At 72.5% G+C, this 22020-nt stretch carries 23 protein-coding genes; 15 read left to right on the top strand and 8 right to left on the bottom strand.

Annotated elements, in window-relative coordinates:
* Positions 1-138 precede the first annotated feature (138 nt).
* Positions 139-1086, top strand: coding sequence for a MurR/RpiR family transcriptional regulator (locus tag VIU94_RS39005; RefSeq protein ID WP_331919412.1), 948 nt, complete (start codon positions 139-141; stop codon positions 1084-1086).
* A 229-nt stretch (positions 1087-1315) separates the two neighbouring features.
* Positions 1316-1756 (top strand): hypothetical protein, encoded by a 441-nt coding sequence (locus VIU94_RS39000; protein ID WP_331919410.1) that lies wholly within the window; start codon positions 1316-1318, stop codon positions 1754-1756.
* Here the strand turns inward: VIU94_RS39000 and VIU94_RS38995 are convergent.
* Entirely contained in the window at positions 1713-2291 is a 579-nt protein-coding gene (locus VIU94_RS38995; protein ID WP_331919408.1) for a Type-2Aa cytolytic delta-endotoxin, read from the bottom strand. The two genes, VIU94_RS39000 and VIU94_RS38995, sit on opposite strands and share 44 nt — an antisense overlap.
* A 118-nt stretch (positions 2292-2409) precedes the next feature.
* Positions 2410-2778: a hypothetical protein gene (locus VIU94_RS38990; RefSeq protein WP_331919406.1), complete on the bottom strand. Its 369-nt coding sequence runs from the start codon at positions 2776-2778 to the stop codon at positions 2410-2412.
* A 32-nt stretch (positions 2779-2810) separates the two neighbouring features.
* Between VIU94_RS38990 and VIU94_RS38985 the strand changes: the two genes are divergently transcribed.
* Entirely contained in the window at positions 2811-3425 is a 615-nt protein-coding gene (locus tag VIU94_RS38985) for a hypothetical protein (protein ID WP_331919404.1), read from the top strand.
* Here VIU94_RS38985 and VIU94_RS38980 read toward each other — a convergent pair.
* Complete coding sequence (locus VIU94_RS38980; RefSeq protein ID WP_331919402.1) at positions 3364-3909, bottom strand: DM13 domain-containing protein; 546 nt, start codon at positions 3907-3909, stop codon at positions 3364-3366. The two genes, VIU94_RS38985 and VIU94_RS38980, sit on opposite strands and share 62 nt — an antisense overlap.
* 146 nt (positions 3910-4055) lie before the next feature.
* Here VIU94_RS38980 and VIU94_RS38975 point away from each other — a divergent pair, with 146 nt between their 5' ends.
* Entirely contained in the window at positions 4056-5159 is a 1104-nt protein-coding gene (locus tag VIU94_RS38975; protein ID WP_331919400.1) for an NAD-dependent epimerase/dehydratase family protein, read from the top strand.
* Here VIU94_RS38975 and VIU94_RS38970 read toward each other — a convergent pair.
* Both VIU94_RS38970 and VIU94_RS38965 read right to left on the bottom strand, forming a co-directional pair.
* A complete protein-coding gene (locus VIU94_RS38970) occupies positions 5134-6246 on the bottom strand; it encodes a sensor histidine kinase (protein ID WP_331919398.1) in 1113 nt (370 codons plus the stop codon). The two genes, VIU94_RS38975 and VIU94_RS38970, sit on opposite strands and share 26 nt — an antisense overlap.
* Positions 6243-6998: a response regulator transcription factor gene (locus tag VIU94_RS38965; protein WP_331919396.1), complete on the bottom strand. Its 756-nt coding sequence runs from the start codon at positions 6996-6998 to the stop codon at positions 6243-6245. The genes VIU94_RS38970 and VIU94_RS38965 overlap by 4 nt, the downstream gene beginning before the upstream one ends.
* Positions 6999-7114: 116 nt before the next feature.
* Here VIU94_RS38965 and VIU94_RS38960 point away from each other — a divergent pair, with 116 nt between their 5' ends.
* The 3 genes from VIU94_RS38960 to VIU94_RS38950 all read left to right on the top strand — a co-directional run bounded on the left by VIU94_RS38960 (position 7115) and on the right by VIU94_RS38950 (position 9268).
* Complete coding sequence (locus VIU94_RS38960; protein ID WP_331919394.1) at positions 7115-7810, top strand: glycosyltransferase family 2 protein; 696 nt, start codon at positions 7115-7117, stop codon at positions 7808-7810.
* Positions 7811-7871: 61 nt separating this feature from the next.
* A complete protein-coding gene (locus VIU94_RS38955; protein WP_331919392.1) occupies positions 7872-8540 on the top strand; it encodes a TIGR04282 family arsenosugar biosynthesis glycosyltransferase in 669 nt (222 codons plus the stop codon).
* A 23-nt stretch (positions 8541-8563) separates the two neighbouring features.
* Positions 8564-9268, top strand: coding sequence for a class I SAM-dependent methyltransferase (locus VIU94_RS38950; RefSeq protein WP_331919390.1), 705 nt, complete (start codon positions 8564-8566; stop codon positions 9266-9268).
* Here the strand turns inward: VIU94_RS38950 and VIU94_RS38945 are convergent.
* Together VIU94_RS38945 and VIU94_RS38940 are read right to left on the bottom strand one after the other, a co-directional pair.
* Positions 9241-9672 carry a hypothetical protein gene (locus VIU94_RS38945; protein WP_331919388.1) on the bottom strand — a complete coding sequence of 144 codons (432 nt, stop codon included), beginning with the start codon at positions 9670-9672 and terminating at the stop codon, positions 9241-9243. The genes VIU94_RS38950 and VIU94_RS38945 overlap by 28 nt on opposite strands.
* 14 nt (positions 9673-9686) lie before the next feature.
* On the bottom strand, positions 9687-10880 hold the full coding sequence (locus VIU94_RS38940; protein WP_414721080.1) for a molybdopterin-dependent oxidoreductase: 1194 nt from the start codon (positions 10878-10880) through the stop codon (positions 9687-9689).
* Between the two features lie 150 nt (positions 10881-11030).
* On the opposite strand from VIU94_RS38940, the gene VIU94_RS38935 reads away from it, so the two are divergent.
* From VIU94_RS38935 to VIU94_RS38905, 7 genes are all read left to right on the top strand, one after another.
* Positions 11031-12479, top strand: a complete 1449-nt coding sequence (locus tag VIU94_RS38935; protein ID WP_331919384.1) for a glycosyltransferase 87 family protein — start codon at positions 11031-11033, stop codon at positions 12477-12479.
* A 20-nt stretch (positions 12480-12499) separates the two neighbouring features.
* The gene (locus VIU94_RS38930; protein ID WP_331919382.1) at positions 12500-14308 is read left to right on the top strand and encodes a methylmalonyl-CoA mutase family protein; all 1809 of its coding nucleotides are present in this window, start codon (positions 12500-12502) and stop codon (positions 14306-14308) included.
* Positions 14308-16482 carry a methylmalonyl-CoA mutase gene (scpA, locus tag VIU94_RS38925; protein WP_331919380.1) on the top strand — a complete coding sequence of 725 codons (2175 nt, stop codon included), beginning with the start codon at positions 14308-14310 and terminating at the stop codon, positions 16480-16482. The genes VIU94_RS38930 and scpA overlap by 1 nt, the downstream gene beginning before the upstream one ends.
* Entirely contained in the window at positions 16482-17462 is a 981-nt protein-coding gene (gene meaB / locus VIU94_RS38920; RefSeq protein WP_331919378.1) for a methylmalonyl Co-A mutase-associated GTPase MeaB, read from the top strand. The genes scpA and meaB overlap by 1 nt, the downstream gene beginning before the upstream one ends.
* Before the next feature lie 123 nt (positions 17463-17585).
* A complete protein-coding gene (locus VIU94_RS38915; protein ID WP_331919376.1) occupies positions 17586-18134 on the top strand; it encodes a tetratricopeptide repeat protein in 549 nt (182 codons plus the stop codon).
* A 52-nt stretch (positions 18135-18186) separates the two neighbouring features.
* On the top strand, positions 18187-19632 hold the full coding sequence (locus VIU94_RS38910) for a tetratricopeptide repeat protein (RefSeq protein WP_331919374.1): 1446 nt from the start codon (positions 18187-18189) through the stop codon (positions 19630-19632).
* A 33-nt stretch (positions 19633-19665) separates the two neighbouring features.
* Complete coding sequence (locus tag VIU94_RS38905) at positions 19666-19881, top strand: GNAT family N-acetyltransferase (RefSeq protein WP_331919372.1); 216 nt, start codon at positions 19666-19668, stop codon at positions 19879-19881.
* Here the strand turns inward: VIU94_RS38905 and VIU94_RS38900 are convergent.
* Positions 19823-20761: an AraC family transcriptional regulator gene (locus VIU94_RS38900; RefSeq protein WP_331919370.1), complete on the bottom strand. Its 939-nt coding sequence runs from the start codon at positions 20759-20761 to the stop codon at positions 19823-19825. The genes VIU94_RS38905 and VIU94_RS38900 overlap by 59 nt on opposite strands.
* 171 nt (positions 20762-20932) lie before the next feature.
* On the opposite strand from VIU94_RS38900, the gene VIU94_RS38895 reads away from it, so the two are divergent.
* Positions 20933-22003 (top strand): saccharopine dehydrogenase family protein, encoded by a 1071-nt coding sequence (locus VIU94_RS38895; RefSeq protein ID WP_331919368.1) that lies wholly within the window; start codon positions 20933-20935, stop codon positions 22001-22003.
* Positions 22004-22020 lie beyond the last annotated feature (17 nt).

The following is a 22020-nucleotide window of genomic DNA, read 5'->3' as shown; positions in this document are numbered from 1 at the left end:
TTCCTCACCCGTTCGGCCCAACAGCGACACGACTCGTCCACCGACCGAATCAAGATCATCGCCTGTGGCCGCGCGCCCTCCGCGGTCACCCCCGGTGAACTATCTTGAACTCGAGCGGGACACAGAGGGAGGCTCCCCGTGCCATCAGATCAGCAGGCGCGCGCCAAGGCCGCCGCGATCACGCCGGGCAGACGACCGGGCGGACGTGCGCCGGAGACCGAGTCGGACGCGACCCCCACGGAGCGGGTCCGGGCCGTGTTCGGCGGCCACCGGCTGTCCCCGGGCCAGCGGCGCATCGCGCAGTACATGACGGACCACCTCACCGAGGCTGCGTTCCTGTCGATCACGGACCTCGCGGAGCGGGTCGGGGTGAGCCAGCCGTCGGTGACGCGGTTCGCGACCTCGCTGGGCTTCAGCGGGTTCCCGGCGCTGCGCGAGGCGCTCCAGCCGATCGCGCTGAGCGCGGTGGCCGGCGCGCCCGACGCCTCCGAGATCCGGGAGGACCGGGGCAACGAGCTGCAGGCCGCCGTGGACGCCGAGATCGACAACCTGGAGTCGCTGCGCCGGGTCCTCGCCGACACCGACCAGATCCTCGACGTCGGCCGGGAGCTGGCCCGTTCGGTGCCGCTGACCGTCCTGGGGCTGCGCATCTCGGTGTCGCTGGCGGAGTACTTCGCGTACGCGGCCCGGCGCATCCACCCCGACGTCCGGGTGGTGACCCGGGGCGGCAGCGTCTCCTTCGACACGCTCCTGCAGTCCCGGGAGGCGGGCGGGACCTGGGTGCTGGCCTTCGCGATGCCGCGGCACGCGCAGGAGACGCTGGCGGCGATCCGGGCGGCGCGGCGGATCGGGCTGAAGGTCGCACTGATCACCGATCTGGCGCTCGGTCCGCTGATGGACGAGGCCGACGCGGTCTTCACGGCGGGCACGGGCTCGCGGCTGGTGTTCGACTCGTACGCGGCGCCGCAGCTGGTGTCCGCCTCACTGCTGCAGGCCATGGCGGACGCGGATCCGGAACGGACACAGAGACGCCTGGAGGGGTACGAGCAGGCCGCGGAGCAGCACAGCTTCTTCCTGGACGACTGAGGGCCGGAACCACGACGCGTTCGCGGCCCATATTCAGGCCTTCGTTTGGCATGAATTTTTTCATACCCTTGCTTACTCGACGGTATATATATTTACTGTCGAGGACGCCCGGGCCCCTACCGACCCCCCTCCTCATTCGTCGGACCCCTGGCGTCCCCCGCGGCGGTCCCTGGCTAACCCCTGGGCCGGGACCGCCGCCCCCTCCCGTACCCGTTCGGAAGCGACAACGATGTCCCCGACCTCATCTCCCGTCGGCGCCGACTGGCCCTGTCAGGTCAGGACCCCCGGCCACCGCGACTGGGAACGCACGGCCACGCGCTGGCTGCGCGACCTCCTGCCGGCCCGCTACGCCGGCTACACCCCGCTCACCCGCCACCCCCTCCTGCTCGCGCGGCATGCGCAGCTCCAGCTCCAGCAGGAGCTCAGGACGGTACGGGTGGCACTGCAGACGTCGCGGGCGGAACTGCCCGCGCTCGGGGTGCCCGATCCCGTCATCGAGACGGCGATCCAGATGTACGCCGTCGAGCTCGATCAGCTCGGACGGCTGGCCCGCGGCGTCCGCCTCGTCACGGAGGCGCTGCTCGCGGCCGGTGCGGCCCGGGACGGCGGGCCGGCACGCGTCGCGGTCAGGCCGCGAGGAGCAGTTCCTGACGCAGCACGATCGCGTTGAGCCGGATCGCGAACGGCACCACGTCCGTCATCTCCAGGGCGCCGGCGCGGGCCTTGTCCACGCCGAGGGTCACGTCGATGCAGAACGCGATCGCGTACAGGTGCTCGCCGCTCTCGGCGTCCTGCAGGGCGAAGAACAGGTCCCGGTAGTAACTGGTGCGGTCCGCGCCCTCCTCGTAGTACGAGAGCCCGGGCGCGCCCTCCTGCGCGGCGAGTCCGGTGAAGGCGCTGACCAGCTCCTTCTCGACGGTCTCCCAGAAGCCCGCCTCGGCGAACTCGGCGGGCAGCGCCTGGCGCACCGCCTCCTTCAGGGACAGCACCATCACCATGACGGGGGCGTTCTCCTGGAGTCCCCAGCCGCGGACCATCTTCACGATCTCGCTGCCGGGCACGGCCGCGGCCGCCTCCCGGATGTGCTCGAAGTCGAAGTTCACGGTCGCGGGAGCGATCGCGTCCTGGAACAACCGGTCGACGGCCCGGGCCTGTTCGAGGTGGTCCGCCCCCACCTCGATGACGGTCCTGAAACTTGCGGCCATGCTTCCTCCTGCGGGTACGACTGCGGGTGCAGCGGTGATCGGGAGCGGCCAGTATGCCGATCACCGCCGCAGAGGAGCAGTCCCGTCCCGCGCTGCGGACGCCTGACGCCGAAGCAGGTCAGGTGGCCAGGCTCTCGCCGCCGACCCAGGCGCTCGCGTAGGCGAACCAACCGTTCGAAGCCATACGGACCGGGCCGGCGTAGTAGCGGTAGCTGCCTTCGTCCTTCCAGCTGTGCGCGCCGTCGGCCCGATGGATCTGGACCGATGTGGGCAGGTAGACGCCCCAGTACGCGCTGGTGTGGCGAGCCACCGCGCAGTAGGTGCCGTTATCCAGGTACAGCTTCAGGTCGCCCTTGTCCCCCGTGGCCCGGGCGAAGAGCGTCCCGCCGCACGAGTCCGCCGCCTGCGCCGTCCCCGTCGCGGCCGTCGTGATCCCCGCGGTCATCAGCAGTGCGGCGGCGAGCCCCGCGACTCGTCTCATCCTCATCACACATCCCCCTACTTGTCGTTAGAGCTCAGATGTACCTCCCGCCACAGGCGAAACGAATCGTTCCGCCCGCACATGGCCGGAACGGTGCTCAGGAGCGGCCGGGAACCACGTACGGACTGCCCGTCGCCCTCGTCGCGCTCGGCCTGCTCACCCGCTACGAGCTGGTCGGCCTGCCCGACCGCACCCGGATCACCGACGCGGTCACCGTCTTCTGGCTGTTCGCGCTCGGCTGGGCGGCGGCCAGGACCCGGACCCCGCCGCAGCACCTCCTCGTGACCGCGGCGGGGCTCGCCACCGTCCCGGGCTTCTTCCCCGACGAGCCGCGCCGCGAGCTGTTCGTCATGGCCGGCTTCGCCCTGCTGGTCTGGTTCCCGACCCTGCCGAGCACGCGCCGCGTCAATCAGCTCGCCGGCCTCCTGGCGGGCAGCTCGCTGGCCATCTACCTGCCCCACTGGCAGATCTACCCGATCTTCGACGACTTCTCGGAGCCCCTCGCCCTCGTCGTCTCGCTGGCCTTCGGCATCGCATACGCGGCGGCGGTCGCCCGCCTGACGCGCCGCTTCCCCGAGCTGCTCGACTCCGTCAGGCGCGGGCCAGGGTCGCTGCTCCGAAGGACACGTCGAACCGGTCGCACCAGATGCTGACGCTCTTGTAGGCCGACCAGTCCACGTCGGCGGGCAGCGGGTAGTTCTGGTCGCCCTTGTTGCCCTTGAGCTTGGCGAGGTTCTCGTACTTCCCGTCGTCGAAGACGCGCCAGCCGGCGATCCCGTCCTTCACCGGCGCGTCGCTCAACCAGACGCGCAGGTCGGGGCCGTTGCTGGTGTCCAGGCCTTCGAGGCGGAGCGTGTGGCTGCCGTCCGCGAGCCGGACGATCTTCACGGTGCCCTTCGTCTCGTGCTCGTGGCTGATGAAGCTGCCCTGGGCGAGGGTGACGGGTCCGGCAGGCGGCGCGTCGACGGCTGCCGACGGCCCGGGGGTCGCCGGCGCGCTCGCGGAGGGCAGCGCGTCGTGCACGGACTCGTCGACCACGAGCGCCCAGGGCTCGAACCACACGAGCCCGGCGGCCACCGCCGCCGCGGCCACGACCGCGGCCCCCGCCCACCAACGCTTCTTCGCGACGCGCCCCACGGCGCACCTCCTTCTCCCGCACGATCTTTTCTTTGCCCATCCAACGCGACCGCCCGGCCGGACGGGAGATCCGACGGGATGACGGAAGTCTTACGGCGCGGCGCGGAGGCCCCCGAGGCGGGGCGGCGGTCCGTAGCGTCCGGGACATGCGAGTACTCGTCACAGGAGGAGCCGGTTTCATCGGCTCGCACATCGTCACGGCGCTGCGGACGGCGGGCCACGAGCCGGTCGTCCTGGACGCGCTCCTGCCCAGCGCGCACCCGACGGCCCCGGAGCGGCCGGACGCGGAGTTCGTGCGCGCGGACGTCAGGGACTCGCCGGCCGTCCGGGCGGCGCTGATCGGCATCGACGCGGTCTGCCACCAGGCCGCGATGGTCGGCCTCGGCAAGGATTTCGCGGACGCCCCGGAGTACGTGAGCTGCAACGACCTGGGTACGGCCGTGCTGCTGGCCTCGATGGCGCAGACGGGCGTGCGGCGGCTCGTCCTCGCGGGCTCGATGGTCGTGTACGGGGAGGGCCGGTACGTCTGCCCCCGCCACGGCGTCGTACGACCCGGGGCCCGCCGCCCGGAGGACCTCGCGGCGGGCCGCTTCGAACCGCGCTGCCCCGAGTGCGGCGCGGAGCTCGCACCGGGCCTCGTCGGCGAGGAGGCCCCGACCGACCCGAGAAACGTGTACGCCACGACGAAGCTCGCCCAGGAGCACCTGGCGGCGGCCTGGGCCCGGTCGGTGGACGGCACGGCGATCTCGCTGCGCTACCACAACGTGTACGGCCCGGGGATGCCCCGGGACACCCCGTACGCCGGCGTGGCCTCCTTCTTCCGCTCGTCCCTCGCCCGCGGCGAGGCCCCGCGCGTCTACGAAGACGGCGGCCAGCGCCGGGACTTCGTGCACGTACGGGACGTGGCGACGGCGAACGTCCTCGCCCTGGAGTCCGATCCGCAGGCCCCGGGCCTCACCGCGTACAACACCGGCAGCGGGGCCCCCCACACGGTCGGCGAGATGGCCACGGCCCTGGCACACGCGCACGGCGGCCCTGACCCGGTGGTGACCGGCGAGTTCCGCCTAGGCGACGTCCGCCACATCACAGCCGACTCGACCCGCCTACGCCGCGACCTCGGCTGGCGCCCCGAGATCGCCTTCGAGGAGGGCATGACGGCCTTCGCCCGAGCGGGGCAACGGGCTTCGGCGGCCGTGGGGGGACAGCGGGGGCGCGGGCCCGCGCTCAGCCCGCCGCCGTCGGCAGGGTGACCTCGAAGCGGCAGCCGCCCGGGACGTTGTGTACCTCGGCGCGGCCCGCGTGGGCTTCGACGATGCCTCGGACGATGGCGAGTCCGAGGCCCGCGCCTGCCGGTGGGGTGCGGGCCTCGGTGCCGCGCCAGCCGGTGTCGAAGACGCGGGGCAGGTCCTCGTCGGGGATGCCGCCGCAGCCGTCGGTGACGGACACCACGACGGCGTCGGCGCGGCGTTCGGCCGCGACCGCGACCGTGCCGTCCGCCGGGGTGTGGCGGATCGCGTTGACCAGCAGGTTCGCGAGGACCCGGGTCATCTCCTTGCCGTCCACCTCCACCGGCACCGCCTCGACCTCCTCCCCCACCAGCCGCACGCCGTTCTCACGGGCCAGCGGGTCGGCCCCGCTCAGGGCGTCGCCGACGAGGTCGTACACGGAGACCCGGCTCGGGCTGAGGCTGAGCGCGCCGGCGTGGATGCGGGAGAGCTCGAAGAGGTCGGTGACCATCGTGGTGAGGCGTTCCACCTCGGTACGGATCTGCCGGTGGTACCGGGCCGGGTCGGCGGCCATGCCGTCCTCCAGCGCCTCCGCCATCGCCCGCAGCCCGGCCAGCGGCGTGCGCAGGTCGTGCGAGATCCAGGCGACCAGCTCCCGCCTTGAGGCTTCGAGCGCGCGCTCGCGCTTGCGGGAGGCGTCGAGCTTGGCGCTGGTGGCCGCCAGTTCGCGGGTGAGCGCGGCGAGTTCGGCTGTGGCCGCCCCGTCGGGGGCCGAGAAGCTGCCGCCGTCGCCGAAGTCCCGCGCCGCCAGGGCGAGCGCGCGGCTGCGCGCCACGACCCACCGCCCGAGGACGAGCGCGGTGCCCAGCGAGACGAGGGCCGCCATCGCGACGACGACGGTCACCACCCACAGGTCGTGCGCGGACAGGAACATCGCCTGCGCGACCGCCAGCGTCCCGGCGAGCATGGCCGTCACCGTGACCGCCGCGACCACCGTCAGCGAGACCGCGACGGACCGGCGCCGTACGAGACGGAGCACGACCGCCCCGACGAGCCCCGCGCACACGGCTCCCGCGAACGCGAACAGCGCGATGAGCAGTACGTCGTTCACGCCACCCCCACCCCCTCCTCGACTCCGGCCTCGGCCCCCGGCTCGAACCGGTACCCGACCCCCCACACCGTCTGAATGAGCCGCGGCCGGGCAGGATCGTCCTCGATCTTGGCGCGCAACCGCCGCACATGGACGGTGACGGTCGACAGGTCGCCGAAGTCCCAGCCCCACACCCGCCGCATCAGATCCTCCCGGGTGTGCGCCGCTCCCGGGCGCTCCAGGAAGTACGCGAGCAGGTCGAACTCCCGGAGGGTGAGGGCGAGTTCACGACCGTCGCGGGTGGCCCGCCGGGTCGCGACGTCGACGGCGAGGCCCCCGGCGCGCAGCACGGAACGGCTCGCGGCCGAAGCCGCCTGCACCGTACGCGTGCGCCGCAGCACCGACTCCACCCGCAGCACCAGCTCCCGCGGACTGAACGGCTTCGTGACGTAGTCGTCCGCGCCGACCTCGAGGCCGGTGATCCGGTCCTCCTCGTCGCCCCGCGCCGTCAGCATGATCACCGGTACGGGCCCGGCGGCGCGCAGCCGCCGGCAGACCTCCAGGCCGTCCAGGCCCGGCAGCATCAGATCGAGCACGACCAGGTCCGGCCACCGCCCCCCGGCAAGCCGCAGCGCCTCGGGCCCGTCGCCCGCGCGCTCGACGGCGAACCCCGCCCGCTCCAGGTACCCGGCGACCACCTCGGCCACCGTCGGGTCGTCGTCCACCACCAGGATCCGGGCCGTCTGTTCGGGGTCGTCGTTCCGCTCGCTCATGCCGCACAGCGTCGCATCCGCGCCTCCGGCCGGTCACGGCCACCCGGGGGGACGGCGAGCGGCGTCCGCGTTTCGTAAGGAGTTCAGCGGCTCCGAACCGCCTTTCGCTTCCTACCGTGAGACGCGTGAAACCGCTGACCGTAGACGTCGTCCTTCCCTGTCTCGACGAGGCCGAGGCCCTGCCCTGGGTACTCGCCCGCATCCCCGCCGGGTGGCGGGCCATCGTCGTCGACAACGGCTCCACCGACGGCTCGCCCGCGCTCGCGGCCGGCCTCGGGGCCACCGTGGTCCACGAGCCGCGGCGCGGCTTCGGAGCCGCCTGCCATGCCGGACTGCGCGCCTCCACCGCCGAGTTCGTCTGCTTCTGCGACTGCGACGCGTCCCTGGACCCCGGCCTGCTGCCCGGCCTCGTCGACTCCGTGGCCGACGGCTCCGCCGACCTCGTCCTGGGCCGCCGCCGTCCGACCGAACGCGGCGCGTGGCCGGCCCACGCGCGGGCCGGCAACCTCGCCCTGTCCTGGCTGCTGCGCCGCCGCACCGGGCTGCGGCTCGGCGACCTCGGTCCGCTGCGCGCCGCCCGGCGGACCGCGCTCCTCGGGCTCGACCTCTCCGACCGGCGCAGCGGCTACCCGCTGCAGATGGTGGTGCGCGCCGCCGACGCGGGCTGGCGGGTCCGCGAGGTGGACGTGCCGTACCTGCCGCGAGCGGGCCGGTCGAAGGTGACCGGCACGTGGAAGGGCACCTGGCAGGCCGTCCACGACATGCGCCGCGTGCTCGACGAGCCGGCAGCCGTGGGCGGTGAGGGACGATGACCGCGCTCCTCCTCGTCACCGAGGCGGCACTCGCCGACACGCTCGCGGGCGGTGAGCGACGATGACCACCCTCCTCGTCATCGCCAAGGAACCCCTGCCGGGCCGCGTGAAGACCCGCCTCACTCCCCCCTTCACCCCGGCCCAGGCCGCCTCCCTCGCCGAGGCGGCGCTCGCCGACACCCTCGCGACCGCGGCCCGGATCCCGGCCGCCCGTCGCGTCCTCGTCCTCGACGGGCGGCCCGGCCCGTGGCTGCCGCCCGGCTTCGAGGTCGTGCCGCAGGCCCCGGGCGGACTCGACGAACGGCTCGCCGCCGCGTTCGCCGCCTGCGACGGGCCCGCGCTGCTCATCGGCATGGACACCCCGCAGGTCACCCCCGAACTCCTCGCGCCCGCGCTGCGCTGGGACGCGTACGACGCCTGGTTCGGCCCCGCGGCCGACGGCGGCTTCTGGGCCCTCGGCCTCGCCGCCCCGGACCCCGCCCTGCTCCTCGGCGTCCCGATGTCGAGGCCGGACACCGGATCGGTGCAGTACGAGCGGCTGCGCGCGGCCGGCCTGCGGATCGGCGGCCTGCCCGTCGTACGCGACGTGGACACCGCCGCCGACGCACGACGGGTGGCGGCGCAGGCCCCGGGCACCCGCTTCGCGGCCCGGCATACGGCGCTGACGACGGCGACGCAGACGGCGGCGGAGACGGCAGCGGCTTCGGCCGCGCGACGGGTGGACGCATGACCGGGACGGCGATGGGCGCGGCCATGACCAGCACAGCAACCGACACGGGCGGCGGCCACACGACGACCGCCACGACAGCCTGGCGCGCGGACCCGTACACCGAGGCCCTGCGCGCCGGCCGGGGCCCGCTCTTCCTGCGCCGGGACGACGGCTGGCTGCTCCCGCTGGAGGTGGAGCGCTGGTGCGAGGCGCCCGACCGCGCGGACCGGTCCGTACTGGAGCGCTCCCGGGGCGCGGTCCTGGACATCGGCTGCGGTCCTGGCCGGCTCGTGGCCGCGCTCGCCGCCGAGGGGCGGCGAGCGCTGGGCATCGACATCAGCCCGGCGGCGGTGGCCCACACCGCACGGCTCGGCGGGGCGGCGCTGTGCCGCTCGGTCTTCGACGTCCTGCCGGGAGAGGGCCGTTGGGACACGGCGCTGCTGATCGACGGCAACATAGGGATCGGCGGCGATCCGACCGCCCTCCTGCTGCGGCTGCGGCACGTGGTGTCCCGCACGGGCACGGTCCTCGTCGAATGCGCGCCGGTCGACGTGGACGAACGGTACGACGTACGGGTCGACGACGGCCGGGGCGCGCCGGGAACTCCGTTCCCCTGGGCCCGCGTCGGCGCGCGAGCACTGGCCGCGCACTCGGTCCGCGCAGGCTGGACCGCGACGGACCGCTGGTCCCTGAAGGACCGTCACTTCATCGAGCTCACCGCTCAGTCTTCCCCCGCGGGACGCCGCTGAGGACGGGCCCGCCACCACCGTACGAGCGCGATCGCGCCGGCCACCGCGGCGACGACGGCCAGTACGACGGCGAGGTTGCGCCCGTACGGCAGGGGCAGCGCGGACGGATTGGGCGCGGCCCCGGGCCGCAGAAGCAGCGGAAGCGTCACGAACACAAGGGCGCCCCCGACGATCAACGCCCCGCGCACCAGGCCCCGTTGCGAGCGCCCGACGAGCAGCAGCCCGACGCCGAGGACCAGCGGCGCGATGATCCCGTCGTGCAGGACGACCGCCCCCGCCAGCCACACCAGCACGCCCACCAGGTCGGGTTGTTCCGCGACGCGCCACGCGCCGATGCCGATCAGGACGAGCCCGAGCCCGCCGACCGCGTACCGCACCGCACTCACGGTCCCCTTCTCACTCACGGTTCCCCTCACTCTCACCTCACCTCCAACCGGTACACCCACTTGGTCTGCAGCACCCCGGGCCGGTTCGGGGCGATGATCCGCGCCGGAGCGCCGTGGTCGAGCGAGAGCGGCTGCCCGTTGAGCGTGAGCGCGAGGAGGGTCAGCGGATCCTCGACGTACTCCGCGCCCATCTCCATCACCCGGTACGACCCGCTCACCTCCAGCGACGTCACCCGCACCGCGGCCGAGCCCGGCCGGCCGCCGGCCCGCGCCACCAGGTCGCTCAGCCGCACCCCGCCCCAGTCCGCCTCGACGCTCCAGCCCTCGACGCAGGCGATCGGCAGCCGCGCCCCGGCCCGGGGCAGGGCCCGCAGCGCGTCGAGCGTGAGCGTGTACGGGCGGGGCCCGACGACCTCCAGCCGCCACGCCCGCAGGCCGCGCTCGGTCACTCCGGCCGCGACGGCGGTGCGGTTCACCGGCAGCCCCTGGGGGCCGCGGTCGGGGTGCCGGGGCGCGAGCAGGTCGAAGGCCTTCAGCGGGGTGAAGGCCTGGCCCACGGTCGTCAGGGTCACCGCCCCGACCGCCGCGCCGGTCGCGAGCAGCAGCGAGCGGCGGTCGGGCGCGTCCTCGGCGGGCAGCTCGCGCGTCCCCGCCGAGCTGCGGCTCCAATGGGCCCTGATGTCAGGGGCCTTGACCGCGATGTGCAACAGGATCGAACCGGCCGCGATCCAGGCGACGGCGAAGTGCACCGGGACGAAGAAGAACGGCCACGGGTACCACTCGACGATGTTGAGCAACCCGGTCAGCACCTGGAAGACGGCGGCCGCCACCAGCACGGCGACGGACAGCCGCTCCAGCCCATGGCGCACGGACCGCACCGGCGGCCGGACGAACAGCCGGGGATACACCGCCCACAGCTTGACCAGGAGCAGCACGATCGCGGCGAGGCCGGTGGCGATGTGCAGCCCCTGGGTCAGCCGGTAGCCCCACGTCGGCCGGGCGGGCAGATGGTCGGCCAGCCAGTCCGGCGGGTGCTGCAGGTAGTGACTGATGAGACCGGTCACGAAGCAGACGGCGAAGGCGATGCCGAGCCACCGGCCGATCGCGGTCGCCGTGCGCGCGTCGTGCAGGCGACCGTTGAACTCGGGCGGCTGGAGCTGCGGCACGGGGATCCTCGGCAACCGGGGCTTCGGCACGGAGAATCGCGGCGTCCGAAGCTTCGGCATGCGAGATCGAGGCGGCCTGGGCAAGCGGGAAGTCATGCCCTCCATGACACCGTCGCGAGCGCCCGTAAAGGCGATCCGACACCTTACGAAACCCGAACGCCCGGCCGGGTCGCCCCCCGGCCGCCCCGGCGCGCTGCGAGGCTGCGCCCCATGCCTCGTACGTCCCGTGCCCGCCGTATCCGCCCCGTCGTCGTCACCGCGCTGCTGCTCGCCGCGCTGGCCTCCGCCCTCGCGGCGCTGCTCCACGGCGGCGCGCGGGGCGTCGACTTCCTGGCCGGGTACGCGGGGGCCTGGGCGCTGTTCGCGGTGGCCGTCGTCGCCCTGTGGCGCGTACCGGCCCGCGCGGTGGCCCCGCTGATCCTGGCGGGGGCGGTCGTGGTCACCGCCACCGGCCTGGCGGCGGAGCCGCGTACGAGCACGGACTCGTACCGCTACGCGTGGGACGGCCGGGTGCAGGCGGCGGGCGTCTCCCCCTACGACCACGCGCCCGCCGACCGGGCCCTGGAGCCGCTGCGCGACGCGTGGCTCTTCCCGGAGGGCGCCGCGTGCGAGCGGCCGGACGTCACGCCGCTCGCGCCCGGCGACGGCGGCTGCACCAGGATCAACCGCCCCCAGGTGCACACGATCTACCCGCCGATCGCGGAGGCGTGGTTCCTGCTGGTCGACGCCGTCTCCCCCGCCGACGTCCGCCACAAGGCGCTCCAGGTCTCCGGCGCGCTGCTCTCCCTGGCCGTGACGGGCCTGCTGCTGCTCGTCCTGCGGCGCCGCCGGGGCGAGGCGCGGTGGGCGGCGCTGTGGGCGTGGTGTCCGGCGGTCGCGGTGGAGGCGGTCAACAACGCCCATGTCGACGTCCTCGCCGTCCTGTTCGCGGTCGCCGCGCTGGCCGTCCTGCCCCGCCGACGCGTGACGGGCGGAGTGCTGCTCGGCCTCGCGATCACGGCGAAACTGCTGCCCGCCCTGCTGCTGCCGGGCGCGCTGTCCGGCGTACGAAGCTCCCGCGCAGCCCTGGCCGCCCTGGTCCCGGCAGCGGCGACCGTCGCTCTCCTCTACCTCCCGTACGTCCTCCTCTCCGACGGCTCCGTCCTCGGCTACCTCACCGGCTACACCCAGGAGGAGGGCTACACCACCCCCGGCGACGGCACCCGCTACGCCCTCCTCCGCCTGCTGCTCCCCGACGCCTGGGCCCCGGCCGGCGCCCTGCTCGCCCTGGCGGCCGTCGCGGTGCTGGTGGTCCTGAAGGGCGACCCCGAAGACCCCGCCCACGGCGCGCTCCTCACCACCGGCGCGGCCTTCCTCCTCCTCACCCCCGGCTACTCCTGGTACGCCCTCCTCCTCATCCCCCTGGCCGCCCTGACCGCCCGCTGGGAATGGCTGGCCGTGGCCCTCGCCGGCACGGCGTCGTACCTGTCCCCCGGAGCCGGCACGACCACGGCGGCGTACGGGACCGCGGCCCTGGTCATCGGCGCGGCCTGGTGCATGAGGCGACGTCCCTCTGGACGGTCCGGAGCGGGACGGTCCATAGAACGGACTCTCCCGGAGCTTCAAGGCCTACCCGGAGAGGGCAAGGTCACAGCCGTGCGCCCTGCTGCTCCTTTGTGAACCTGACCTAGCATCCGAGCATGACAGTCCTTCCCGACGACGGGCTCGCCCTCGCCGCCGAATTCCCCGACGCGACCCGTGAGCAGTGGCAGAGCCTGGTGGCCGGCGTGCTGCGCAAGTCGGGCAAGGACGTGGAAAGCACGGCCGCCGAGGACGCCCTGTCCACCGCGCTGGAGGACGGACTGCGCGTCCGCCCGCTCTACGCGGCCGACGACTCCGCGCCCGAGCCCGGCCTCCCCGGTTTCGCCCCCTTCGTACGGGGCGCCAGGGCCGAAGGCAACACGCTGGGCGGCTGGGACGTGCGCCAGCGGCACACGGCCGCGGACGGCCGGACGGTGCTCGCGGACCTGGAGAACGGCGTCACCTCGCTCTGGCTGGTCGTCGGAGAGGGCGGGATCCCGACGACCTCGCTCGGCTCGGTCCTGGACGGCGTGTACCTCGACCTCGCCCCCGTCGTCCTGGAGGCCGGCCGGGAGGTCGACGCCGCCGCACGGGAGTTGCTGCGGTTGTACGAGGAGCAGGGCGTGGCCGAGGAGGCCGCGCGCGGCAACCTGGGCGCCGATCCGCTCGGCTTCGAGGCCCGTACCGGACAGTCCTGGGACGCCGCGCCCGTGACCGGACTCGCGCGCCGATGCGCCGAGGAGTACCCGGGACTGCGCGCGCTGACCGTGGACGCACTGCCGTACCACGAGGCCGGGGGCTCGGCCGCGCAGGAGATCGGCTGCTCGCTGGCGACGGGAGTCGCGTACCTGCGGCAGCTCACCGACGCCGGCCTGAGCATCGAACAGGCCTGTGGGCAGCTTGAGTTCCGGTACGCGGCCACCGCCGACCAGTTCCTCACGATCGCGAAGCTGCGAGCGGCGCGCCGCGTGTGGGCCCGGGTGGCCGAGGCATGCGGAGCGGGCGGGGCGGGCGCGCAGACGCAGCACGCAGTGACCTCGCCGGTGATGATGACGCGCCGCGACCCCTGGGTGAACATGCTGCGCACGACCGTCGCCACCCTGGCCGCCGGGGTGGGCGGCGCCGATGCCGTCACCGTGCTGCCCTTCGACCACGCGCTCGGCCTGCCCGACGCCTTCGCGCGCCGCATCGCCCGCAACACGTCGACGATCCTGATCGAGGAGTCGCACCTGTCCCGGGTGATCGACCCGGCGGGCGGTTCTTGGTACGTGGAGCGCCTGACGGACGAACTGGCGCACGCGGGCTGGGAGTTCTTCCAGGAGATCGAGCGGATGGGCGGCCAGGAGGCTGCGCTGCGCTCGGGCATGATCCGTGACCGTCTCGCCGAGACCTGGGAGGCCCGCAGCACGAAGCTCGCGAAGCGGCGCGAACCGATCACCGGCGTCAGCGAGTTCCCGAACCTGGCCGAGCGCCTCGTGGAGCGCGAGCCCGCACCCGAACGGCCCTCCGGCGGCCTTCCCCGCGTCCGTCGGGACGACGCGTACGAGGCCTTGCGCGCCCGCTCCGACGCCCACCTCGCCGCGACGGGCGCCCGGCCGCGGATCTACCTCTCCGCCCTCGGACCCGCCGCGGCGCACACGGCGCGCTCCACCTTCGCCGCCAACTTCTTCCAGGCGGGCGGCATCGAGCCCGTCATGGAGGGCACGTTCGAGGAGAGCGGGGCGAGCGAGGCCTGCCTCTGCTCCAGCGACGCGCTCTACGAGGAGCAGGCCGAGGCCCGCGCGCAGGAGCTCGGGGCGAGCGGCGCGGGGCATGTGTTCCTGGCGGGGCGGCCCGGCGCGTACGCCGGCGTCGACTCGTACGTCTTCACCGGCTGCGACGCCGTCGCCGTGCTCTCCGCCACGCTCGACCGCATGGGAGTGTCCTGATGTCCATCCCCGATTTCTCCGCGATCGAGCTGGGAACCCCGAACGCCGCCGGCAGCGGCGACGAGTGGCGTACGGCCGTCAAGAAGGCCGCGGGCGGTGACGACCTGCTCTGGGAGACCCCGGAGGGCATCGGGGTCAAGCCGCTCTACACCGGCCAGGACCTGGAGGGCCTGGACTTCCTGGAGACGTACCCGGGCATGGCCCCGTACCTGCGCGGCCCGTACCCGACGATGTACGTCAACCAGCCGTGGACGATCCGCCAGTACGCGGGCTTCTCCACCGCCGAGGAGTCCAACGCGTTCTACCGGCGCAACCTGGCGGCGGGCCAGAAGGGCCTGTCGGTCGCCTTCGACCTGCCGACCCACCGCGGCTACGACAGCGACCACCCGCGCGTGACCGGCGACGTCGGCATGGCGGGCGTGGCGATCGACTCGATCTACGACATGCGCCAGCTCTTCGACGGCATTCCGCTGGACAAGATGACCGTGTCGATGACGATGAACGGCGCCGTGCTTCCGGTGCTCGCGCTGTACATCGTGGCGGCGGAGGAGCAGGGCGTGCCGCCGGAGAAGCTGGCGGGGACCATTCAGAACGACATCCTCAAGGAGTTCATGGTCCGCAACACGTATATCTATCCGCCGAAGCCGTCGATGCGGATCATCTCCGACATCTTCGCCTACACGTCGGAGCGGATGCCCCGCTACAACTCGATCTCGATCTCGGGCTACCACATCCAAGAGGCGGGGGCGACGGCCGACTTGGAGCTGGCGTACACGCTGGCGGACGGCGTGGAGTACATCCGGGCGGGCCGGGAGGCGGGCCTGGACGTGGACGCGTTCGCTCCTCGCCTCTCCTTCTTCTGGGCGATAGGCATGAACTTCTTCATGGAGATCGCCAAGATGAGGGCGGCGAGGCTGCTGTGGGCCAAGCTGGTGAGCGAATTCGATCCGAAGAACCCCAAGTCCCTCTCACTGCGCACCCACTCACAGACGTCAGGCTGGTCTCTGACTGCCCAGGACGTCTTCAACAACGTCACCCGCACGTGCGTGGAGGCGATGGCGGCGACGCAGGGCCACACCCAGTCGCTGCACACCAACGCCCTGGACGAGGCGCTGGCCCTGCCGACGGACTTCTCGGCGCGCATCGCCCGTAACACCCAGCTGCTGATCCAGCAGGAGTCGGGCACGACCCGGGCCATCGACCCGTGGGGCGGCAGCGCGTATGTGGAGCGGCTGACGTACGACCTCGCGCGCAAGGCCTGGGCGCACATCCAGGAGGTCGAGCGGGCGGGCGGCATGGCGCAGGCCATCGACGCCGGCATCCCCAAGCTGCGCGTGGAGGAGGCGGCGGCCCGCACGCAGGCCCGCATCGACTCGGGGCGGCAGCCGGTGATCGGCGTGAACAAGTACCGCGTGGACACCGACGAACAGATCGACGTCCTGAAGGTCGACAACTCCTCGGTCCGCGCCCAGCAGATCGCCAAGCTGAGGCGACTGCGCGAGGAACGCGACGAGGCGGCTTGCCGGGACGCGCTGGAGGCGCTGACCCGGGCGGCGGCAGGCTCCGGCAACCTGCTGGAACTCGCCGTCCGCGCCGCCCGTGCGAAGGCGACGGTCGGCGAGATCTCCGACGCCCTGGAGAAGGTGTACGGCCGGCACGCGAGCCAGATCCGTACGATCTCCGGCGTGTACCGAACCGAAGCCGGCGACTCCCCGTCCGTGGAGCGCACCCGCACCCTCGTGAACGCCTTCGCGGAGGCCGAGGGCCGCCGTCCGCGCATCCTGGTCGCCAAGATGGGCCAGGACGGCCACGACCGCGGCCAGAAGGTGATCGCCACCGCCTTCGCCGACCTGGGCTTCGACGTGGACGTGGGCCCGCTGTTCCAGACGCCGGCGGAGGTCGCGCGGCAGGCTGTGGAGGCGGACGTACACATCGTGGGCGTGTCGTCACTGGCAGCAGGCCACTTGACGCTGGTACCGGCGCTGCGCGAAGAACTGGCGGCGGAGGGCCGCGAGGACATCATGATCGTGGTGGGCGGAGTGATCCCGCCGGCAGACGTCCCCACCCTCCTGGAGATGGGCGCGGCAGCGGTCTTCCCACCGGGAACGGTGATCCCGGACGCGGCGCACGACCTGGTGCGGCGCCTGTCGTCCGCCCTGGGGCACGCCCTGTGATGGAGGTCGACGCATACGTAAAGGGCGTGCTCGAAGGAAAGCGAGCGACGGTGGCGCGAGCCATCACCCTCGTCGAGTCGACCCGCCCCCAACACCGGGCCCAGGCACAGCAGTTGCTCACCGAGCTCCTACCCCACACCGGCAAGGGGCGAAGGATCGGAATCAGCGGCGTACCGGGCGTCGGAAAGTCGACGTTCATCGACGCGTTCGGCACGATGCTGACCGGCCTGGGCCACCGGGTCGCGGTCCTGGCCGTCGACCCGTCGTCGACCCGGACGGGTGGCTCGATCCTGGGCGACAAGACGCGCATGGAACGCCTGTCCGTGGACCCGTCGGCCTTCGTCCGCCCGTCCCCCTCGGCCGGAACGCTGGGCGGGGTGGCGAAGGCGACGCGCGAGTCGATCCTGGTGATGGAGGCGGCAGGCTACGACGTGGTCCTGGTGGAAACGGTGGGCGTCGGCCAATCGGAAACCGCGGTAGCGGGCATGGTCGACACCTTCCTCCTGCTCACCCTCGCAAGAACGGGGGACCAGCTGCAGGGCATCAAGAAGGGCGTCCTGGAACTGGCAGACGTCATCGCAGTGAACAAGGCAGACGGCCCCCACTCGCAGGACGCCCAAGCAGCAGCAAGGGAACTGTCAGGAGCCCTACGCCTGATGCAACCCAGAGACCCCTCCTGGACCCCACCCGTCCTCCCGTGCAGCGCCCGCAACTCAACAGGCCTGGACACGGTCTGGAACCGCCTGGAACAACACCACACCCTCCTGACGGCGACGGGCGCCCTGACCGCCCGCCGCCGAGACCAACAGGTGGCCTGGACCTGGACCATGGTCCAAGACGAACTCCTGACCCGCCTCCACGCGTCCCCGTCCGTCCGCGCCCTGACACCGACCCTCGAACAGCAGGTAAGAACAGGCGAGTTGACGGCAACGCTCGCCGCGGAACGCATCCTGCGCGCGTTCGAGTCCCCGCACGCCTGATCGACACCTTGTTCTGAGACGACGAGGTTCATCGAGCGTGCCGCCGGGCAGTGGACGCTCCTCGGTGACGACAGCGGCCTCGCCTCCACACTCTGCTCGCTCGGCCGCGAACATCAGCTCCTGATGCGGTTCACGGACGCACTGGTCCCGCTACGAAGGGGATTGGATTTGGTCAGCCGAACCGGCTCCGAGGATCTGCGCGCCCGGCTGATGAACAACATCGCCATGTCTCATGTCCTCTTGGGACAGTTCGACGAAGCCGTCGACATGGCGGGCCAAGCGCTCGCCCTGCGGGCCTCACCCTGGATCGAGGCGTATCTGCTCGACACCCTCGGTCAGGCCCACACGGGTCTGGGTGCGTACGACGAGGCCGGCAAGGCCCACCGCACGGCGCTCGACCTGATTCACGACCACGGCGACCGCTGCGCGGAACCGTACGCACTTCATCACCTCGGCCTCGCCGAACGCGGACGAGGCGACACAGCCGAGGCGAGATCGGCCTGGCAGACCGCACTGCGCATCATGGACGAGTTCCCCCACACGGCCTGGCCCAACCGCCCTGAACTCCTCCGGCTCATCGCCGAACTCGACGGACAACCGGCCGGCCACAGCACACCGGCAACGGATTCGGCAGCAGTACGCGTAAAGGCACCTGGCACCAAGGCGGACTGACCGCCCACGGGCGCCGGATGTTCCTGCTGCGGCCTCAGTAGGGTTCGGTCGTATGACCGACCGCGTTCTGGAACTCTTGCGCAGCCGCCCCGATCTGGCCGAACTGGCCGCATTTCCGTTCAACTTCGATGTAGGCCGGGCGTACCACGTCGAGGCGGTGCACCTGGCGTCCGGTGCGTCGCTGGAGCCGATCGCCGGCGACGACACCGGCGGCACGTACTTCCTGTGCGGGGGAAAGGCCGTGCTCCACGCGTCCTCCGAGGGGGACGCCGTGCTGCTCGCCGACAGTGTCGGCGAGGCGCTCGAGATCCTCCTCCGGTTGCCCTGGTGGTGCGAGAACATCTCCGGCGAGCTGGACGAGAAGGACCTGGTCGCCGAGACGAGTGCGGCGGACAACAAGGCGCGGGAGGAGTTCGCCCCCGACCTGGACGCGCAGCGAGCGGCGTTGATCGGCGGTCTGGGTCTGCCGGACCGGCCGCTGGTCGAACTCGTCGCCCTGTCGGAGTCGGCCTCGAGGCGCACCGAGCCGGACCACGTCCTGCTCAACTCCCATGAGCTCTGCGCATACCGGCTGGACGAGTCCTACCGGCAGCCCCTGCGCGATGTCGTCCTCGGCCCGGGACGGGAGGCGCTGGAGCGGATGCGCTCCGGCGACCTCGACGCGCGGATGGAGGCGGCTGCGGATCCGCTGCTGCGGGCGGGGACGCTGCGGGCGGCGCAGTACGACCGCCGTGACAGCGACCTTCCGCTGCTGCGTTTCCTGCTGGAGCACGAGAACGCCGCGCAGACCGAGTGGTTCGAGGAGCGGTGGCTGGCCGCGATGCTGGTGGCGTGGCACGGGCAGGACGAGGACGTTCCGCTCCTGCGGGCGGCCACTTCCGGGCAGGTCACCGACAGCGCCGGAGCCGTGGAGTGGGCCCGCGCCGAGGAGGCGAGGCGACAGGGGCGTGATGAGGCTGCGGAGAGCGGGTTCACCTGGATCGAGCTGGCCCACCGGCAGGGTCGTGTCGAGCACGCCCGGGTCGCGCTCATCCACATGCTCGACGACACGGGCCCGGACGCGGACCGGCTCCGGAAGCTGAGCCGCGCCCTGGAGCGCATCGGCGACCACGCACAGGCGGCCCGCGCCCAGTTCAACCTCCTCTCGCTCCAGGACACGGCATGGGACCGGGCCACGGAGGCGTACGTCCTGGCCCGCCTGGAGCGCCGCAAGGGCGACCTCGAGGCCGCTGGGCGGGCGCTGGAGCGCGCACGGGCGGCGGTCGGCGGCGATGGCGGCCATTGGCACCGCCGGGGGCTCGGCCGACTGATCACGGAGCAGCATCTGGAGCTGACGCTCGCCGCGGTCGAGGCCGGTGACGCGGAACTCGCGCGTGCGACCATGGCGCACGGACGGATCCTGCTGGACACCATCGCCAAGGAGTCGGCGAAGGCGCTCAGCCGACTGTCCACGCGGGCGAAATGGGCGGTGGCCGGCCTTCACCGGCCCGGCGCCTGACACCTGCGAACCACCACAGCCGATCGCGCCGCCGTGTCCGGTGTCGCCGGGTACGCGGCCTCGATGACGAGCACGCTCGGCGGGGACGGGGAGGTGGTGGGCGTCGGCGGGGTGGCCGTCGCTCCTGATCTGCGGGGACGTGGACCGGCACGGCTGGTCGTCACGGCCGCCCTGGACCACGCCCACTCGGCTATGTTCGCCGGGCGGATCGGCGGAATCCGCCGGGGGCTAGCCCGTATTCCCGTTTGAAGGCGTGGGCGAAGGCGAACGCCGAGGTGTAGCCCACCTTCCTGGCCACCGTGGCCAGCGTCGCGTCACCGTCGCGCAGCAGCCGGGTTGCGAGGGTCATCCGCCACCAGGTCAGGTACGCCTGTGGCGGCTGGCCGACCAGTGCGGCGAACCGTCGGGCGAAGGCCGCGCGGGACAGTCCGGCCTGGGAGGCCAGTTCCGCGACGGTCCACTGCCGACCGGGGTCGCTGTGAATGGCGCGCAGCCCGTCGGCGACGGCGGGATCGCGCAGCGCTGCTGCCCAGCCGGGAGCGGCATGGGCGGATTGTTCGTCGAACCAGGCGCGCAGGATGTGCAGCAACAGCACGTCCAGCAGAGCGGGCAGCATGGCGTCGCCGCCTGGCCGTGGCTGCTCCAGTTCACCGCCGAGCAGGTCGACGGCGGCGCGTAGTCCAGGGTGGTGTCCGACCCGGGCCGGAAGATGGATGACCTCCGGCAGGTCGTCGAGCAGCGGATGCGCCCGGGACCTGTCCAGAAGGTACGCGCCGCAGAGCATGACCGTCGGGGCGGCCGAACCGTCCGTCTGTCCGGTTGGTGACCCGTTGCCGTCTTGGCCGGGTGGGATCTCGGCCGGTGACGTGGCGGCGTCCACCAGCGGGGTCGAGGGGCTGTCGGCGAGGCCGTGGGCGGCTCCGTGGGGCAGGAAGGCCACATCCCCCACGCCGAGGGCGATCGGTGCGCCGTCCGGTGGGAACAGCCAGCACGATCCCTGGAGAACGATGTGGAAGCCGGCCCCCGCGACCGGTGGGTTCCGCATGCCGAACGGCGCCGGCCGGCATACCCGACCGGAGTGCGGTTGGCCGGTCCGCATGGCGGTGACCGCGTCGGAGAGCACATCCACCCGGTCACCGTATCGCCACGATCCCAGCGAAGACAGTCGCGCATGAACCGTAGACGCTCACGCATAGGGAGTCTCATCCATGCCGCCATACGGTGAACTCGCGGGCGAATTGGTCAGCCATCTCGCACGACACCACTCGACATCACTCTTTGCTCGAACCAGGAGATCCACGTGAAGATCGCCGTCTACGGCGCAAGCGGATACCAGGGGAAGCTCGTCCTCGCGGAACTGGCCCGCCGCGACATCGACATGCGGCTCGTCGGCCGCAACGCCACACGCCTGCTCGAGGCCGCGACGACTGTGGGAACGGCTGCGGGAGCAGGCGCGGCCCAGCAGCGGGTAGCCGACACCGACGACCACGACGCCCTCGTCGCCGCCTTCCGCGGCTGCGACGCGGTCATCAACTGCGCCGGGCCGTTCACCAGTTCCGGCCCCGCCGTGGTCCGAGCGGCCATCGCCGCCGGCTGCCACTACGTCGACACCGCCGGCGAGCAGCTCTACACCAAAGCGGTCTTCGACACCTTCACCGGCGACGCGCAGCGCGCCGGAGTCACCGTCGTCCCCGCCGCCAACGACGGCTGCGCCCCCGGGGACCTGATCGCCCACCTGCTCGCCGAACGCGTCCGGTCGATCGAGGAGATCAGCGTCAGCCACTTCGTCACCGGCGGGGGTGGGTTCTCCCGCGGCTCGCTGCGCTCGGCCGTCGAGACGATCGACGCGATCAAGGCCGGCGGCCTCAGCTACGACGACGGAGGCTGGCGTTCCGGGACCCCCGCCCGGCACACCACGGTTACTCTTCCCGACGCCCCGCGACCGACCGACGTGGTGAAATGCCCCTTGTCAGAGGTGGTCACCATCCCACGCCACATACCGGTCCGGCACGTCGAGAGCCACGTCGACGCCGCGGTCGCCGCCCAGTTGGACGCCCCGCTCACTCCAGGGATCATCGACAGCCTGCCCGAAGGACCCACCGAGGCGGACCGTCGTACCCAGCGGTTCACCTACCTCATCGACGCCGTCAGCCGCGACGGCCAATCAATCCGCGGGGTTGTACGGGGCCACGACACCTACGGCATCACTGCCGTGATCGCCGTCGAAGCCGCCCGCCGGCTGGCCGCGGACGGCGCCGAACCAGGTGTGCTCGCCCCGGCCCAGGCATTCGACCCGACCAGCTTCCTCACCTTCCTCGCCCCACACGGAATCAGCTGGACCATCACCGTCTCCGACACCCCAACCACCTAGCAGTCAGTGGACCGTAT

The sequence above is a fragment of the Streptomyces sp. genome (assembly GCF_036566765.1).
Classification (GTDB): Bacteria; Actinomycetota; Actinomycetes; order Streptomycetales; family Streptomycetaceae; genus Streptomyces.
This window is presented reverse-complemented; position numbering and strand designations above follow the sequence as displayed.